Annotated in this window: 14 protein-coding genes and 1 pseudogene; 4 read left to right on the forward strand and 11 right to left on the reverse strand. The window is 54.7% G+C overall.

Annotated elements, in window-relative coordinates; all coding sequences use genetic code 11:
- Nucleotides 1-161 precede the first annotated feature (161 nt).
- Together HMPREF1207_RS13230 and HMPREF1207_RS13235 are read left to right on the forward strand one after the other, a co-directional pair.
- Entirely contained in the window at nt 162-1346 is a 1185-nt protein-coding gene (locus HMPREF1207_RS13230) for a hypothetical protein (RefSeq protein ID WP_016423733.1), read from the forward strand.
- The gene (locus tag HMPREF1207_RS13235; RefSeq protein WP_009673406.1) at nt 1343-4348 is read left to right on the forward strand and encodes a DEAD/DEAH box helicase; all 3006 of its coding nucleotides are present in this window, start codon (nt 1343-1345) and stop codon (nt 4346-4348) included. The genes HMPREF1207_RS13230 and HMPREF1207_RS13235 overlap by 4 nt, the downstream gene beginning before the upstream one ends.
- Before the next feature lie 190 nt (nt 4349-4538).
- Here the strand turns inward: HMPREF1207_RS13235 and HMPREF1207_RS30295 are convergent.
- From HMPREF1207_RS30295 to rlmH, 4 genes and pseudogenes are all read right to left on the reverse strand, one after another.
- A pseudogene (locus tag HMPREF1207_RS30295) lies at nt 4539-4637 on the reverse strand (DNA alkylation repair protein); the annotation flags it as partial.
- A gap of 262 nt (nt 4638-4899) precedes the next feature.
- Nucleotides 4900-5748, reverse strand: coding sequence for an AraC family transcriptional regulator (locus HMPREF1207_RS13240; RefSeq protein ID WP_016423734.1), 849 nt, complete (start codon nt 5746-5748; stop codon nt 4900-4902).
- Between the two features lie 276 nt (nt 5749-6024).
- Complete coding sequence (locus tag HMPREF1207_RS13245) at nt 6025-6702, reverse strand: zinc dependent phospholipase C family protein (protein WP_009673493.1); 678 nt, start codon at nt 6700-6702, stop codon at nt 6025-6027.
- Between the two features lie 68 nt (nt 6703-6770).
- Nucleotides 6771-7250: a 23S rRNA (pseudouridine(1915)-N(3))-methyltransferase RlmH gene (gene rlmH, locus HMPREF1207_RS13250; protein ID WP_009673450.1), complete on the reverse strand. Its 480-nt coding sequence runs from the start codon at nt 7248-7250 to the stop codon at nt 6771-6773.
- A gap of 392 nt (nt 7251-7642) precedes the next feature.
- On the opposite strand from rlmH, the gene HMPREF1207_RS13255 reads away from it, so the two are divergent.
- The gene (locus tag HMPREF1207_RS13255) at nt 7643-9169 is read left to right on the forward strand and encodes a gluconokinase (protein WP_036739966.1); all 1527 of its coding nucleotides are present in this window, start codon (nt 7643-7645) and stop codon (nt 9167-9169) included.
- A gap of 83 nt (nt 9170-9252) precedes the next feature.
- On the opposite strand, the gene HMPREF1207_RS13260 is transcribed toward HMPREF1207_RS13255, so the two are convergent.
- The 3 genes from HMPREF1207_RS13260 to HMPREF1207_RS13265 all read right to left on the reverse strand — a co-directional run bounded on the left by HMPREF1207_RS13260 (nt 9253) and on the right by HMPREF1207_RS13265 (nt 11248).
- Nucleotides 9253-9660, reverse strand: a complete 408-nt coding sequence (locus HMPREF1207_RS13260) for a DUF4878 domain-containing protein (protein ID WP_009673410.1) — start codon at nt 9658-9660, stop codon at nt 9253-9255.
- Between the two features lie 162 nt (nt 9661-9822).
- A complete protein-coding gene (locus HMPREF1207_RS28800; RefSeq protein ID WP_009673401.1) occupies nt 9823-9990 on the reverse strand; it encodes a CxxH/CxxC protein in 168 nt (55 codons plus the stop codon).
- A 19-nt stretch (nt 9991-10009) separates the two neighbouring features.
- A complete protein-coding gene (locus HMPREF1207_RS13265; protein ID WP_009673473.1) occupies nt 10010-11248 on the reverse strand; it encodes a S1C family serine protease in 1239 nt (412 codons plus the stop codon).
- Between the two features lie 173 nt (nt 11249-11421).
- On the opposite strand from HMPREF1207_RS13265, the gene HMPREF1207_RS13270 reads away from it, so the two are divergent.
- Nucleotides 11422-11634, forward strand: coding sequence for a hypothetical protein (locus tag HMPREF1207_RS13270; RefSeq protein WP_009673463.1), 213 nt, complete (start codon nt 11422-11424; stop codon nt 11632-11634).
- Here the strand turns inward: HMPREF1207_RS13270 and HMPREF1207_RS13275 are convergent.
- The 4 genes from HMPREF1207_RS13275 to walK all read right to left on the reverse strand — a co-directional run bounded on the left by HMPREF1207_RS13275 (nt 11603) and on the right by walK (nt 16436).
- A complete protein-coding gene (locus HMPREF1207_RS13275) occupies nt 11603-12409 on the reverse strand; it encodes an MBL fold metallo-hydrolase (RefSeq protein WP_009673494.1) in 807 nt (268 codons plus the stop codon). The genes HMPREF1207_RS13270 and HMPREF1207_RS13275 overlap by 32 nt on opposite strands.
- 45 nt (nt 12410-12454) lie before the next feature.
- Complete coding sequence (gene yycI, locus HMPREF1207_RS13280) at nt 12455-13219, reverse strand: two-component system regulatory protein YycI (protein ID WP_009673420.1); 765 nt, start codon at nt 13217-13219, stop codon at nt 12455-12457.
- Nucleotides 13220-13320: 101 nt separating this feature from the next.
- The gene (locus tag HMPREF1207_RS13285; RefSeq protein WP_009673404.1) at nt 13321-14607 is read right to left on the reverse strand and encodes a YycH family regulatory protein; all 1287 of its coding nucleotides are present in this window, start codon (nt 14605-14607) and stop codon (nt 13321-13323) included.
- Nucleotides 14604-16436, reverse strand: coding sequence for a cell wall metabolism sensor histidine kinase WalK (gene walK / locus HMPREF1207_RS13290; protein WP_009673424.1), 1833 nt, complete (start codon nt 16434-16436; stop codon nt 14604-14606). Before walK ends, HMPREF1207_RS13285 begins: the two co-directional genes overlap by 4 nt.

The raw sequence follows: 16436 nt of genomic DNA on the forward strand, positions 1-16436 counted from the left end.
TTGGATTACCTGTCATTGTGGCGGGTGGTCGTTTTTAAGCCGACGTTAATTGGGTCTTAGATCAATGGTCTTTGGGCTGTATGCCATCTTTACCATTTATCGTTATAATGAAGGGAGGGATTTACGAGCGGCCAAAGCTCAAGAAAGGAATGTCCGGCATTATGACGATAACCGAGTCAAATCGACTGAGCGAGCTGAGCATTGAAGAGTGTCAGGGCCTGATCGCAGGCTGCACCGAGGAAGCGGTGAACAGCCCGTTTCAAATAAACTACGGTAACGAAGTGCGCTCCAAAGTGCGTCTCTTTCTGTCCGAATTGACACCCGAGGAGGCCTGGCTGCTCGAGCTGAACATCGGGCTGTTTTTGCTTCGCAAGCAATCGACCGACCGCCACTCGGGCTACTTCGCCCAGGTGGCGGCATCCGAGACGATAGATACGATTGAGGCTCACCTCAATAGCGGCTTGCCGCCGGAGATCGCGGTCAAGCATCAAGGGCGACTGCTGGAGACGGCCGTTTACATCCGCGAAACGGTAAAGGCGAATGCGTGGTTCCCTCCAGCCTATTTGGATATCTATGTGGAGCTGTGGTTGATCCTGGTATCATCCGATGCGGACAGCCCTCGCCTCTTTAAGGAGGAGCTGTCCCATTTGACCGATGGATTCGGCAAGGAAAATAAGCTCTTCCCGCTTGTCGCCCGCGCTTGGATTCACTTCTGGCTTCAAGAGGATCAAGCTGCTTGGCGGCTGCTCGAAGCAGCGGAGCGGCATCGGCTAAATCCCGGGCATGTGTTCCGCTTTCTGCGCGTGCTGGAGGAGGCTGGCGAATGGATACGGCTAGAGGCTTGGCTAAGCCATTGCGCCACCGAGCGGGTCGGTCGCAGCCCCGGCAGCCTGGATACATATAGACGCTACTGGGAAGCCGTCGTCGGACAATTGCCGGAGGCCGAGAGGAACATGTGGAGCGCGATTACGAGCCTGCTTCCCTACTCCAGCAGCCTGTACGAGGAGAGCCTGATGCGCTTCGGCCGTTGGCGTCAGTGGGTTGATTATCAGCTTAGCCTCGGCAGCGATCCGCTCGACTTCCGGGCGAAGGATCTGCAGCCCATCGAGAAGGAGGCCCCGGAGGCGCTGCTGCCGTTCTACCACCAAGGCACAGAGAAATACGTGTTGTTAAGAAACCGCCACGGCTACAAGCGAGCGGTGAAGCTGCTCAAACGGCTGGCCAAGCTGTACAAGAAGCTAAAGCGTGAGCAGCGGTGGGACGTGTACATAGAGACATTCGTGAGCCGGCATAGCCGGCTGCGGGCCCTCCAGGAAGAGCTGCGGAAAGGAAAGCTGATTCCATGACGACGACGATCGATAATCTGGATACCATCGCGGTTCGAATGGTGTTGACGTCGCATGGCGACGCGTTGTTCTTCGCGGACCCGGATTCGCTGCGGGAGTGGACCGGGCTTCAACTGAAGCATCGCCTGTTCGCCTGGCACGAGCCGTCCTTCTATGGCACCGAGCTGGAGCTCGTCAAGGTCGGGGAGCTCGAAGCCATTGTGCTGCCCGCCGAAGAGGTCATCCCCTTCTTTGCATCTGGACCTCTACTGGCGCATATGGAGTGGAAGTGGGAAGACGATGCCGTGCGCTTGGCCGAATTGGCGCCATTGCTGGCCGAATGCCTGGAGAAGCGGCTGTACGCGCCCGATCTTGCGGCTTACCGCAGCGGCTCGCTGCGCTGGAGCTGGGATGCGGCGGCGGTCGGTGCGACCTTCGGACAGGCGCGCCGCGACGAACTGGACCTGAAGAGCGGCAGTTGGAGCGATGAGGCGCGCGACGGGCTGAAGGCGGCCTTCTCGGCGGCCGTCATGAGCCGCTTCTACGGAACGGAGCCGGACGAGGCGGATCTGCGCCGCGAATTCCCGGCCCTGTTCGCGCACGAGAATGCGGCGGCCGCGACGGCGGGACTGGACGACGAGAGCTGGCTCGTGCAGATTGGCTGGAAAGCGGATGTCGCGCCGTTCCGCCCCTTGCTGCAACTATTGGAGCCATGGGAGGGCGACGAGCACTCCCGCTGGCGGCTGCGGTTCGTGCTGCAGGACAAGAGCGATCCGGCTAAGCTCCGCAGAGTACGGCTCGGCGACGACGGCTCGGCGGTCGGCAAGTGGCCTGACGCATGGGCGGAGGCTATCCGCAGCCGCTCGGACGGTTGGCTGCAACGGCTGCAAGCCAGCCTTCCGCACGATCGGCTGTCGCGCGGCGAGGACGTGCTCGGCAAGCCGCTTGACGACGAGGCGGCCTGGCGGTTTCTGAACGAGGACAGCCGCCGGCTGCTCGAAGCCGGCTGGCAGGTGCTGCTGCCCGCATGGTGGGAAGCCGCCAGCCGCAAGAAACCGCGGCTGCGCGCGGCGGTGCAGTCGGAGGACGAGTCCAAAGAGCGTGGCGGCGGCAAGTCTTTATTCGGGCTGGAAGCGATTCTGAGCTTCAACTGGCGCATCTCTATCGGCGGCGCCGACCTGAACGAGGAGGAGTTCGACGAGCTGCTCGCGCGAGGGGAGCGTCTCGTGAAGTTCCGGGACCGCTGGATCGTGCTCGACCCGGCGCTGATTGCCCAGATCCGCCGCATGATGGAAGGCATGGACAAGAGCCAGGGATTGAGCTTCCAGGATGTACTGCAATTGCATTTGCTCTCGCAGGCCGAGACGGACGCCGGTGCGGATGGCGGGGTCACGGATGCCGGCCCGGAGACATTCGGGGCCGATGCTGCTCGCGTTGAGCTCGATGTCGAGCTGAACGCGCATTTGACCGGGCTATTCGCCAAGATTAATCAGCAGAGCGAATGGCCGCGGCTTGATCCGCCGGCCGGTCTGCGTGCCGAGCTGCGCAGCTACCAGCAGGACGGATTCACCTGGCTGGCTTTTCTCCGCCGCTTCGGGCTCGGGGCCTGTCTCGCGGACGACATGGGCCTCGGCAAGACGGTCCAGTTGATTGCCTACCTGCTCTACGCCAAGGAACAGGCGGACGAGGGGATGGGACTCCCTTCGCTTATCGTCTGCCCCACGTCGGTGCTCGGCAATTGGCAGAAGGAGATCTCCCGCTTTGCCCCGTCGCTGCGAGTGGCCATGCATTACGGCTCCGGGCGTAAGAGCGGCGACGCGTTCCGGAACGAGGCCCGCAGCGTTGACGTCATACTGACCTCCTTTGCTACCGCCTCGCTCGACCAGGAGACGCTCGCCGGATTCCAATGGGGCGCCGTCTGTTTGGACGAGGCCCAGAACATTAAGAATGCCGGGACCAGGCAGGCTGCGGCGGTTAAGAGCTTTCCCGCACTCCATCGCATCGCGCTCACCGGGACGCCGATCGAGAACCGGCTGGCGGAGCTATGGTCCATCTATGATTTTATCGTGCCCACCTATCTCGGGGCCGCCAAGTCGTTCCAGGAACGGTTCGCCTCTCCGATCGAGCGCGAGCAGGACGGGCGTCGCACGGCTGAACTAAAGCGGCTAGTGAAACCGTTCATGCTGCGACGCAAGAAGAAGGATCCCGCCATCCAGCTCGACCTGCCGGACAAAAACGAGATGAAGACGTATGTTCCACTGACCTCCGAGCAGGCCGCCCTGTACGACAATTGCGTTAAGGAGCTGCTAGAGAAGCTGAAGAAGCTCGACGGCATCCAGCGCAAAGGCGCTATTCTCGGGGCGCTGACGCGGCTCAAGCAGGCTTGCGACCATCCAGCTCTACTGAATGAGGATATGGGAACGGAGCTGGAGGATGGCCCTCTACATACGGAGGCGATCGTCGCCCGCTCCTCCAAGCTGGAGAGGCTGCTGGCCATGGTCAAGGAGCTGCGCGAGGCGGACGAGCGCTGCCTCATCTTCACGCAATACATCGGCATGGGCAAGATGATACAGGATGTGCTGCAGCGCGAGCTGGACGAACCCGTGCTATACCTGAACGGCAGCACGCCGAAGGCGCAGCGGGACCGGATGGTCGAACGGTTCCAGTCCCGCGACCTTCCGCCGTCCGAGCAGCCGAACGTGTTCATCCTCTCCCTCAAGGCGGGAGGCGTCGGGCTTAACTTGACCGCGGCGAACCACGTCTTCCACTTCGACCGCTGGTGGAACCCGGCCGTCGAGAACCAGGCGACCGACCGCGCCTACCGGATGGGCCAGACGCGCGACGTGCAGGTGCATAAATTCATCTCGCTCGGCACGCTCGAGGAGCGCATCGACGAGATGCTGGTGAACAAGCAGCAGCTAAGCGACAACGTCATCTCCAGCTCGGAGGGCTGGATTACCGAGCTGTCGACGGATGCGCTGCGGGAGTTGTTCTCGCTGCGGCGGGACTGGTCTCGCGATTAAGCGGGATTTGGGCAACCTAGCATGGGTTCCTTACTTTCCTCCCTGAGAAATTCTTTCATCATCTCAAAGTATCGAAAACTACATGATAATTGCGACAGACGAAAACCTTGTTACGGATGAAACTTTTGAAATTGCCCTCCAAGCAAAAAGGATCTGGAAGCTTACTTTCAGATCCTTTTTGCAGGGGTAACTAATTATTATTTCGTTTGTTAACTTCAATCGCAATGAACTCCGGCAAATAATTGGGAGTGCAGCCCTTTGATACCATTTCATCTTTATAAAGACCCGTAACTCTAGGTAACCCTTTGGTAATGTTTTCCTTATTGAACCAGCAAATACATCCATATATCCATTTTGTTTATTTCTTTCAGAGTCGGTACTCAGGTCACTAACCAACAATACCAATTTTTCGCCGTCACTTATGATACGGTTCACCGAGTTGTCTGTAACGACAAGTTTTGAATAAAGGCCATCCTTTGTGGATGGCCTTCCTTTGATTTACTTTGTTCGCTTTCATCTTCGTTAGTGCAATACATTCACTCGAGTAAAAACTATTTTTTCTTCACCGGAATCCAAATTTCCCCAGTAACATACCCTGTTGTTCCATAATACATTTCGAAGCTAGGACCTTCAACCTGTTCGTATTCCGATGTCGGAAACCATTCGGAATAAATACGTCCCCATAACTTTATTAAATCACATTGCGGTTCTGGGAAAACCGCCCACGTTAATGCTGGAACAGAAAGTTTGGTAAATGTCTCCGGAATTTCAAGCCCTTTTGGTAAAAAATAACTCACCATGTATTTAAAAGATGTTCCAGTATGATCATATAAGGCAGCGTGCAAGATGGTGTTACTAAAGCGTCCCAGTAATCCATTCATCCCTTCAACACTGCCATCCACATCACATTGTTGACGGAATTGAGCAACTTCAGCATATACTTTTTGGGGATCGGAATTGACCAGACCATAAGCTCCAAACATCTCAAAAGGACCTTTTGATTCGATGCGGTAATTCATTTCGACATCTCCTTTTATTGAAATATGAAAGGACATTCGAGGATAGGCTTTTAGAGAAGCACCTTTATCTCGCGCAGATATCGGCATTATCCCATGAAGATTCTTAAACGCCCGTGCAAACGCTTCTGGCGAATCATATCCATATTTCATAGCCACATCAATAACCTTTGCGTCCGTTGTCTGCAGTTCAAATGCTGCCAATGTCAACCGTCGACGTCGAATGTACTCAGATAACGTTACTCCAGTAATAAACGGAAACATTCGTTGAAAATGATATGTGGAGCAATAGGCCCTCTGCGCTATTTCATCATATGAGATATTGTCCGCTAGATTTGTTTCGATATATTCCAAGGCGCTATTCATCCTGTCCAACCAATCCATCGTTTCCCCTCCTTTCTAGATAAATTTTATGGCAGATACAAAATAATTACCTTGCATTTTCTGCACGAAAAAGTCAGTATGTCGAGGATCTCCTGAGGATCGATCCCAACAAATCCGAGTATTTGTAACATTTAGCTATGTTACCCGATTGCCGGACAGGCTTCTGTACTTGCCACTTCCAAAAAATTTTGCCGTCACTTATGGTGTTCTTCGAGCCGTCTATAGCGGCTCGTTTAAGGCCATCCATTTCGGATGTCGTGGAATTTTCATTTTGATTTACCTTCGTAACTCTCCCTCTTTAAGGATGGGGGTTAACCGACCATTCGCGAGCAGAGGTATCCGGTGTAAGACGGCAGCCTGTTTTAAATTCAATAATCCTAAATCAACTGATGTTTCTATGTAACCTACTATCTGATCAAAAGTAAAAACATTAAGTTTTTGATGCACAACTTCCTTTTCGTAATCCATATCTCCCCATACATACGGAATAAATTTTTCGACATCTTGGGACATAACCTCTTGTAAATCAATGATGGTAGGAATGTAATACAGCGTCTTTCTCAGTTCATCTCTAAAACCGTAGTGTTCCAATAATTTTCCGTTTAGTAATCTGAAATCATTATGGTATAAACCATGTAATTCTTTATCTGCATCCATTCTATTTCTCAACCAAGCAAGATAAAACCCTTTCATCCATATTTCATCAGCAATTAAATGTGCATAGTATCCCAGAATATAATGATTATCTGTATGTGAACTATACTTATTTAAAAATCCTTTGTAGTCAACACTTCTTGAATAGTCTTGATGTTCACCTATAAAGAAATGTGATTCGTTTTTAGTTGAAACCGCATCTGGGGCAATGCTTCCGAGTAAAAACGGTGTTCGATCTTCCATCGACAGACGCTCTGCAATTTTATTAGCAATAATCACATGCATTATTCTTGAACCCATATCATGGTCCTCCCCTTCTTCAATGAATAAAAGAATATGCCGTAAGGTATACAATAAAAATTTCGCCCTCACTTATGGTACGGTTCCCCCCGGTTTATCTTAAACGCCCGATAAACCTGCTCCACCAGCACCAGCCGCATCAACTGGTGCGGCAAGGTCATGCGCCCGAACGACAGCTTCGCGTCGGCGCGGCGCAGCACCTCGCTCGACAGCCCGAGCGAGCCGCCGATGACAAAGGCCACCTGGCTGCGCCCATAGGTGGCCAACTTATCGAGCGAGCCCGCCAGCTGCTCGCTCGTCCACATCTCGCCGTCGATGGCCAGCGCCACGACGTAAGCGTCCGGGGCGAGCTTGGCCAGCAGCCGCTCGCCCTCTTTGGCCCGCACCTGCTGCTCCTCCGCAGGGCTCATGCTCTCCGGTGCCTTCTCGTCCGGCACCTCCACAAGCTGCACCTTGGCATACGGGCCAAGGCGCTTAACGTACTCGTCAATCCCGTTGACGAGGTATTTCTCTTTCAGTTTGCCGACAGAGGCAATCGTGATGTGCATGGCGAAGTCGCTCCTTTTTTTACCGGTCAGTGGCTTAATCTTCCCTTACTGTACCCCAAATCCCGCCTGAATCCAACCCGAATCCAACCTGTCCCGTCCCGGAAAACACCCGTCCGGCCAATTCCCGTATTTTCACGCCGCCCGATCCGAAAAAAACACACTTGACGTTTCCCCCCAAGCAGGTATGATGCCAGTAGGGGGTAATTTCCAGCAGGGCTCCTGCCGCGGAAAAACCCTCTTGGAGTGCGGTTTGCAGCCACCAGACAGATAAAAAAGAGCTGCATTTTCGAAAGTCTGCCCGATAAGCCTTATAATGAAGATAGAGATGCTGACCATTGAGGCAAGGAGATCGACCATACCGACGCAGAGGTGAACTAGAATTGACCTATTTCATGGGAATTGACATTGGAACGACGAGCACCAAGACCATCATCACGAACGAAAAAGGAACCCTCCTCGGAGCCGGGGAAGCCGGATATCCGTTGGCCGTACCTCAGCCTTCCTGGGCGGAGCAGGACTCGGACCTGATGTTCGAAGCCGTGCTTCAATCCATCAAGGAAGCGATTCAGCGCGCAGGCATCGACGGCAAGCAGCTCGAAGCGATCGGTTTCAGCACTGCGATGCACAGTGTGATTCCGATGGACGCCGACGGACGTCCCCTGATGAACAGCATCATTTGGGCGGATAACCGCAGTGTGGCCCAAGTACAGCGCCTGAAAGACGAGAATCTGAGCAGCATGCTTTATCATAAAACCGGCATCCCGATCCATCCGATGACCCCGCTTCCGAAGATCATGTGGCTGAAAGAAGAGCGTCCGGATATTTTCGAAAAAGCCGTTAAATACATATCGATCAAGGAATATGTGCTCTACAAATTTTTCGGCCGTTACGTGGTCGATCATTCGGTGGCGGGCGGCACCTGCCTCTTCAACCTGAACACCATGAGCTGGGACCCCGACGCTCTGCGCATCGCCGGTATCCGTGAAGATCAGCTCAGCGAGCTCGTTCCGACCACGCACATTATGCGCGGCATGAACCGCGAATTCGCAGACCTGCTCGGCCTCGATCCCGAAGTGGCTTTCGTTGTCGGCGCGGCCGACGGAGCGCTTGCCAACCTCGGTGTCGGCGCAGTCGAGCCCGGCGTGGTCGCGCTCACGATCGGGACAAGCGGCGCCGTCCGTACCGTCGTGCCCAAGCCGCTTACCGATGCCAAGGAGCGCACGTTCTGCTACGCGCTCACGGAGAATCACTGGGTCATCGGCGGGGCCACAAGCAACGGCGGCCTTATGCTCCGCTGGTTCCGCGACGAGTTCTCTTGGCCGGAGGTCGAGGAAGCCCGCCGCACGGGCCGCGACCCGTACGACGTCATGATTGCGGCGGCCAAGGAAGTCGCGCCCGGCTCCGAAGGCCTGCTCTTCCTGCCGTTCCTATCCGGCGAAAGAGCGCCGTACTGGAACGCGGACGCGCGCGGCAGCTTCTTCGGCATCGGCCTGCACCACAAGCGGCCGCATTTTATCCGCGCCGTGCTCGAAGGCATCCTGTTCGCCGTCTACGGCATCGGCATCGCCCTGCGCGACCTGGCCGGTCCGGCGACGGAAATCCGGGCGTCCGGCGGCTTCGCCCGCTCCCCGGAATGGCGCCAGATCATGTCCGACATGTTCGGCTATCCGGTGCACATTCCGAAGAGCCACGAAAGCTCCAGCTTCGGCGCCGTCGTGCTCGCCATGTACGCCGTAGGCGCGCTGGAACGTCTGGAGGACGTGAACAAGCTCATCCCGATTACCGAGCGCCAGGAGCCGAACATCGAGATTTCGCCTACGTACATCGAGCTCTATTATCTCTATGACCGCGTCTACCGCAAGCTGGAGCAGGAGTTCTCGATTATCGCGGAGTACCAGCGCCGCACGACCAGCAAATAAGCCATTACTCTAACGGCTTTCAAATGAAACTAAAAGAGACCGTACAGGACAAATTTCCTTTGTCTTTACGGTCTCTTGGTTTATTAAACGGGCTTTTTTATTAAAACCTTCCACTTGCTATCCGCCTTTACAACCGTAATTCTGCTCTCTTCCTGACTAGCCTCCTTCATGATAAGAACCCGCATTTCATACTTACCGGGTTCTGACAAGACAGCGTCTTTTATTTCAAAGTCTCTGATATCACTTGTCCAAATGTAATTTTTAAAGTCTGACCTTTCCCTGGACGTAAGCGGTACCTCATATACCACGTTCTGTTCAACCGCCTCCGCATTATGTTTGATAACTGCCGTCAAATACCGATTTGCGCTTCGTTTAGCCTCCGTGGAATCATCCTGCTTAAAATATAAAATTCCCACCCCAAAAAGAACAAAAATAAAAAACGCAGTAGAAGGAACCATTATTCTTTTATAAGTTTCTAGAAAAGATTTCAACCCAACACTCCTTCAACAAGAAATTTTTCCCATATTCTATATTATTGGAAGCCAAAAGTTTTCTCAAATTACATTGCTTTATTTTAGCCCCCCACACCAAAAAGGCCTCTGCACCAAGCTCGCTTCTCAGCGAACCTTGTGCAGAGGCCTCTTTTTCTATCGTCAAACGACCAGATACTCCGGCTTTTCCTTGCAATGCTCGCAATGAGCGGGCGGCTCCCACTCGGCGAACTTCACTTTGCCCAAATCCACGATGTCCGGTGCGTCCTCGTATTCGTCCACGAATACGTCAATGGCCAGCTCCAGGTGCTCTTTACAGACGGAATACATTGCTCGGCCCCTTCTTCCCTTAATTCTCTCCCGCTTCGGCAAGCGTCAGCTCGGTCTTCTGCTTCTTTCCTTCGCGGTAATACGCAACTTCAATTTTATCCCCTATCTTGCTTTCCTTATACAAAAATTTGCGGAGCTGGACGGTCGTCTCGATCTTCTTCCCGTTGATCGCCACGATCACGTCCTCGCTTTTGAGGCCCGCGCTCTTGGCCGGTCCCGAAGCTTCAATGACGATCAGGCCGCTTTTCACGTCGGCAGGCAGTTTAAGCTCCTCCGTCCCTTGGAAAAGCTGCAGCTCCTGGGTCGACACGCCCATCAGCGGGCGGATGACTTTGTGATTGTCGATCAGCGACCGGATCACAGGCTCGGCATCCTTGATCGGGATAGCGAAGCCCAAACCCTCCACGCCCATGTCGGAGATTTTCAGCGAATTAATTCCGACGACCTGACCGTTCAGGTTAACGAGCGCGCCGCCGCTGTTGCCTTGGTTAATAGAGGCGTCCGTCTGGATCAGCTCCATCTCCCAATCGTACTGGCCGTCCATGGCGAACGAGATCGGGATGGATCTTTTGGGCGACGAGACGATGCCCTTGGTGACGGTCGGCGAGAAGCCGAGTCCCAGCGGATTGCCCAGCGCGATGACGGTCTCTCCGGCCTTCAGGCTGGCGGAGTCGCCGAATTCCGCAATGGACGTCAAGTTCGACGCGTCCGTCTCCAGCACGGCCAGATCCGTGATCTGGTCTTTGCCGAGCAGCTCGGCTTTTTTCTTCTCGCCGGATGCCGTGTACACCTCGAACTGCTTGCCGCCGTCCACCACATGGTAGTTCGTGACGATTCTTACCTTCGAGCCGTTCTTCTCGAACACGATGCCGGACCCGATGCCCGTCTGTTTGAGTTCGTTCTTGTCGTTCGGCTGCAGATTGACGATGCTGACGATGGCCAGCTTCACCCGCTCCGCGGCCTGAACGACAGCGTTGTTGTAGGAGTCCTCCATCTGCTTGGCGGACATGGCAGCCGGCTTCGCGCTGCCGGTCCCGGCCAGCGCCTGCACGAGCAGGACGACGACCAGCATGACAGCGGCTCCCGCTCCACCAGCCAGCCACACCGTGCGGCTGCGCAGGTCTGGAAGCCCTCTCAGGCCCGCTAACGGCCGGTCCCCCGAGGCGAAAGGCTTTCCCTTCGACCAGCCCCCCTCCTCCTGCTTCCGCCGATCCTTGCGCTGCTTCGTAGAATAGAACTCGTCATCGAACAAACTCACGCGATCACACCTCTCGCTCTATCGGCGGATTATTGTACATGTTGCACTTCATTCGGGAAAATACGGAGAAAACAGGAATGTTTCCGGACCAAACCGCCTACAATAATAGTAAATAATTTTATAAGAATGCTAGACCAAGGACGGCCCACTAATCCGTAAAGGAGCTACCCTCCATGAATAACCGTATCCGCACCCACTTGGATGAAGTCCAGCTCATCGGCAAGCTCGCCGATCTCAAGGAAGACCATTACCGCAATTCGCTCATTCTTACCGCTCTCATCGACGTTCTGATCGATAAAGGCGTACTGACCACGCAGGAGCTTCAAAACCGGATGGACAAGCTCGACAGCAGCTTCAGTCCGCACCCAACTCCTCCCATTTCGTAGGACGGTCAAAATACGTGTCCATCAGCCGGATATTGCGCTCCTTGAGGGAGACGCCCCGGTCTTCTAATACACTATTCAGGGTAAGCCTGGCTAAATCCATCAGGTTATGATTTTGGCTCAAATGCGCCATGTATACGGCTCTCGTACGGGCCGTCATAATATCCAGCAGCGCTTCTCCGGCCGCTTCGTTGGACAAGTGGCCGAGATCGCTCAGAATCCGGCGTTTGATGTTCCACGGGTAACGCCCCATCCGCAGCATCTCGATGTCGTGATTCGCCTCCAGAATAATGGCGTCCGAGTCCCCGATGACATCCTTGACCTTAGTGCTCATGTAGCCCAGGTCCGTCGCCATGGCGAGCTTTTGGCCTCCGCAGTGAAAGCAGTATCCGACCGGCTCCGCAGCATCATGGGAAATGCCGTAAGACTCGACCCGGATGTTTCCGAAATACTCTTCCGTACCCGTCTCCATAATCCGGCGGTTCGGTTCCGCTATCGTCCCGATATGTTTATCAAGCGCTTCCCAAGTCTTGGTATTCGCATAGACGGGAAGGTCATATTTCCGCGCAATGGCCCCAAGGCCCTTGATATGGTCGGAATGCTCGTGGGTCACCAGAATCGCATCGATCTGATCCCCGCTGACCTCCCGTTCCTTCATGAGCTGTTCGACTCTCCGGGCGCTGAGTCCCGCGTCTACCAGCAGCTTCGTTTCCCCGTCGCAGATGACGGTCGCATTGCCCGTCGATCCGCTGGAGAGCACCGTAAATCGTAAACCCATAAGCGTTAACTCCTCTATCGTAAAATCCCGTCCCGAAAGACCGGATTACTTTTTAGTATCCGCAGCTGCTTCTTCCGCCGAGGCCGACTGCATTTCGACCGCCCCGTTAAAAGCATGCACATAATAAATATCGCCGTTATTAATCGTGACACGCCAGTTCGGCACCATATATTGCGTCTGGGAATCAAACAATTGCCCATGGTAACCGAGCCTTACATCCGTAATTACCGAACCGTCGAGCAGAAACTTCTCAACCAGACTGCGCACCGCAATATAAGCCGGAATCACCTTCTGCTCCTTGTCCTCTCCACCTGATTCTACTTCAACATACGCCTGCCGGTAACTGGTAATTTGTGCATCGGTTTCATAGAGCTTTAATTGAACATCGAACATCGGATACTCGTTGTACATCTGGTTCAGCACGTACATCCCTTTCTTGCTGAGTATCGGGTCGTGCTTGTACGCGTCCAGTTTGGGAATGTCGGTTTTCGGCAAATCGTCCTTCGGAGAAATCCGGTTCAGGAGGCTGGCGATTTTGAACGGGTACTGAAGTTTGAGTGTGACGTTAGGCTGGTAAGACTCCACGAACTTAAACGTGATTTCCTTGAGCTTCGGCGCTTCCTTGGGCAGCTCGTGGCTGAGCTGAATGCTTTTTCCCTTCAAAAGCTTGTTCGTTTCTTCCAGCACGCCCGTCATATCCGTCGCCAGCTCGGTCTGCTTCGCTTTTCCCGTCCATACGAGATACCCCAGCACCACATTCAGAAAGAAAAACGAAAGAATCAGAATGGTTTTGGCTCTTCCCCAGTTCAACTGCGCAGCCTCCTTCCCATAAAATATAGTAGATACTTGCGTCGCGTTAACGCCTCATCTGTTGATTGGATTTTTGAGCTCCTACAAGCTCCTCGTAAAACTCAGCGGAAAAACTCGTAAGTCCCGTCTTTAAATTCGATCGCCCACACGGGGGACAGATTGACGGTTTTGACGCCCAGCGTCGGCCGGTAAGCCGGAAACACGTTCACGATGTTGTAGCGCTTCGGATGATTCGTAATCTTCGCGTTCAGCGCTTCACCGCCGATCAGCTCGGTTTTCTGCTGATTGATGATTTTCAAATCGGAATAAACGACGGAGCGCTCGTAGTTGGAGACGACTCCTTTTTGCAGGGTAATATGAATGGCCCCGTAGCCTTCCTTCTGCTCGGTCAGAATCGGGAACGCGTCATAAACCTGCCGGAACACAAACATCTGATTCGAAAAAGCGTGTTGCTGCTGCGGCTTGCTGATCGAGTAAGTCCCGTTCCAGCCGCCGTGCTGGTTAATAAACTGAACCCCCGCATCGAGATTTTCCTTGATGCTGTTCTTGCTGTCCGTTACCGCCAGCGGATCGGTATATTTCATCCACTTCTTTTCCTGGTTGATCTGCAGCCCCCGCTTCGCGTCCGTGTAGATCTGCGAGCCGTCCCGGTCTTTGAGGTTCCTCGTCAGGGAAGGATCGGCGAAAAGGCTGCTTTTCAGCTGCTCCGTGGGAAATTCCTTATAGCCAAAGTCATAAGAAGTCGCCGGAATGGGATTGACCGGCAAATAAAACTCTCCGCCGGAAGCCGCCGCATAGGGAGGATTGGTTCCGGCAATCGCCGTAAAGTTCTCTACATCCTTCGCCGTAAAATCGGCTCCGAGCACTTCGAAAGCCGTGTTCGAGGAATCCGTGAACAGGTACGTGGCGGCGGATTTTTTATCGCTGCTGGCGAAAATCCAGATCCGGGTAATCAGCTCCGTGTCGTCCGGGATATCCCCCTTGATCTGGAACGTATTCTGCAGCACGCTCAGCGGAAGACCGTCGCGGAAGCGAACTTCGACGCCTTCCTGCTTCTCGCGGATTTCGTCCCAGTTCGTCCGTTCCTGATTCAAGGTAACTTTGCGGAAGCGTTCCATTTTGCGCTGCTTGACGCTTTCGAAAATGGTCGAGTACGACGTCGAATCCGGATAAAGGACCGTATGCTGCTGATTGCCGAAATGCAGCACAATCTGATCCGGGAACAGCAGATCTTCCAGCTTCGCTTTCGTCCCTTCCAGTTCGCTGGAAATATATTCGGAAGGAGGCAGCGGGTCGTAGTTCGGTGTGCTGTACGCCAGCAGATAGCTGAGCAGCAGGCTCAGCAGAATCAGTACGGTCAGCGTGACCGACTTCAGCTTCTCTATCATGACGCATTCTCCTCCTCCGGCAGGACCGGCAGCATAAAGGTGACTTTCGTGCCGGACCCCGGCTCGGACTCCAGAGACATGGCGCCGCCATGGGCTTTTACTATTTCCCGGGCAATCGAGAGCCCGAGGCCGGTGCCGCCCATGTTGCGGGAACGCGCCTTATCGACCCGGTAGAACCGGTCGAAAATGCGCGGCTGATCCTTCTTCGGAATCCCGATGCCCGTATCCTGCACCGAGATTTCGAGCTGATCTCCCTCCGCCATCCGGGCATAGATGGTGATGGCCCCCTCGTCCGGCGTATATTTGATCGCGTTGGAGACCAGGTTGTCCAGCACCTGGTCGATCTTGTCGCGATCCAGCGCCACCGGACGGATTCCCGGCTCCGCCACGATGCGGATCCGGATGCTCTTCTGCCTCAGCTGGAAGGAGAAGCGGTCCGCTACCTCCTCCAGCATGTCGGCGATATCGGTCTGCTCCTTCGTGAGCAGCGCCTGCTTCGAATCCAGGCGCGACAAGTGGAGCAGATCCGTCACGAGCCGGATCATCCGCTCGGTCTCGTTGCGCGTCACGCTCAGGAAGCGCGGAGCAAGCTGCTTGTCTTCCATCGCGCCGTCCTCCAGCGCCTCGAGGTAGCTCTTGATCGTCGTCAGCGGCGTCCGCAGCTCGTGAGACACGTTCGCGACGAACTCCCGGCGCGACTGCTCGAGCTTCTCCTGCTCCGTGACGTCCTGGAGCACCGCAATCGCTCCGGTTACGCCGTCGCCTCTGCGGTGAATCGTCGTAAACGTCACACGCACGGTCTGCACGTCCTCGTCATCCGGCAGAGGCACATCGATCAGCGTCGTGTTGCGCTCGCCGTGCACGTACTGGTCGATTTCCTCACGGGTGAGGCCGAGCAGCTCCGAAATGTGCCGCTGTGCGGAGTGCTCCTCCTTCACCTGGAGGATCTGCATCGCCCGGCGGTTCATGAGGATGATCTGCCCCGCTTCGTCGGTGGCGACCACCCCGTCGTTCATATTCGTCAGAATCGAGGCCAGCTTCTCCTTCTCTTCCTCATTGATGAAGATGGCTTCCTTGAGCCGGTTCATCATGAAGTTGAACGTATGGCCAAGCTGGCTGATCTCGTCTTTACCGTAGACTTTTACGCTCTGGTCGAAATTCCCCTCGGCGGCGGCCGTCGCCTGCTGGGTGATTTCCTTGATCGGTTTCGTGATCGTACCGGACAGAATGACGCCCAGCCCGGCCGTAAACGCAAGGGCGATCAGCGTCGCCACGATGAGAATCCGGTTGATGCTGGACATCGTTTTGTACAGATCCTCCATCGAGGAGACGATGTACACCGCGCCCAGCACCCGGACGCCGCTGCCGATCGGCTTGGCCGTCGCGAATTTGCGCGTATTGTCCACGTCCGTGAACATGCGGTCGTTATCCCGGATTCCCTGAAGGGCGCGGGTCACTTCCGTCTTCGTCGTTTTCTGATTCACAATCTGTTTATTGGCTTCCAGCGACGTGCTGAGCACAACCCCGCCGGCGTCGATAATCTGTATTTCCGTATTTCCCGGCGCGAACAGGCTGTTAACGAAGTAGGTCAGCTCTTCCGACAAGTTCTTCGTATCGCTGTTTCTCGGCTCGTTCAAATACTGGCTTTCCACCAGCCCCGCAATCAGCGTAGCCTGGCTGTTGATGGAATCGCGGAATTCATTCTTATAATGGCTGTCGAGCGTCTGATAGAAATAAGCCGCGATCAGCTGCATCGCGATCAGGATCAGAAGGACGTAAATAATAATCAGCTTCGCCTGGATGGATTGGAAAAACCGGATCACCTTCAT

Source organism: Paenibacillus sp. HGH0039, from assembly GCF_000411255.1.
Taxonomy (GTDB): domain Bacteria; phylum Bacillota; class Bacilli; order Paenibacillales; family NBRC-103111; genus Paenibacillus_F.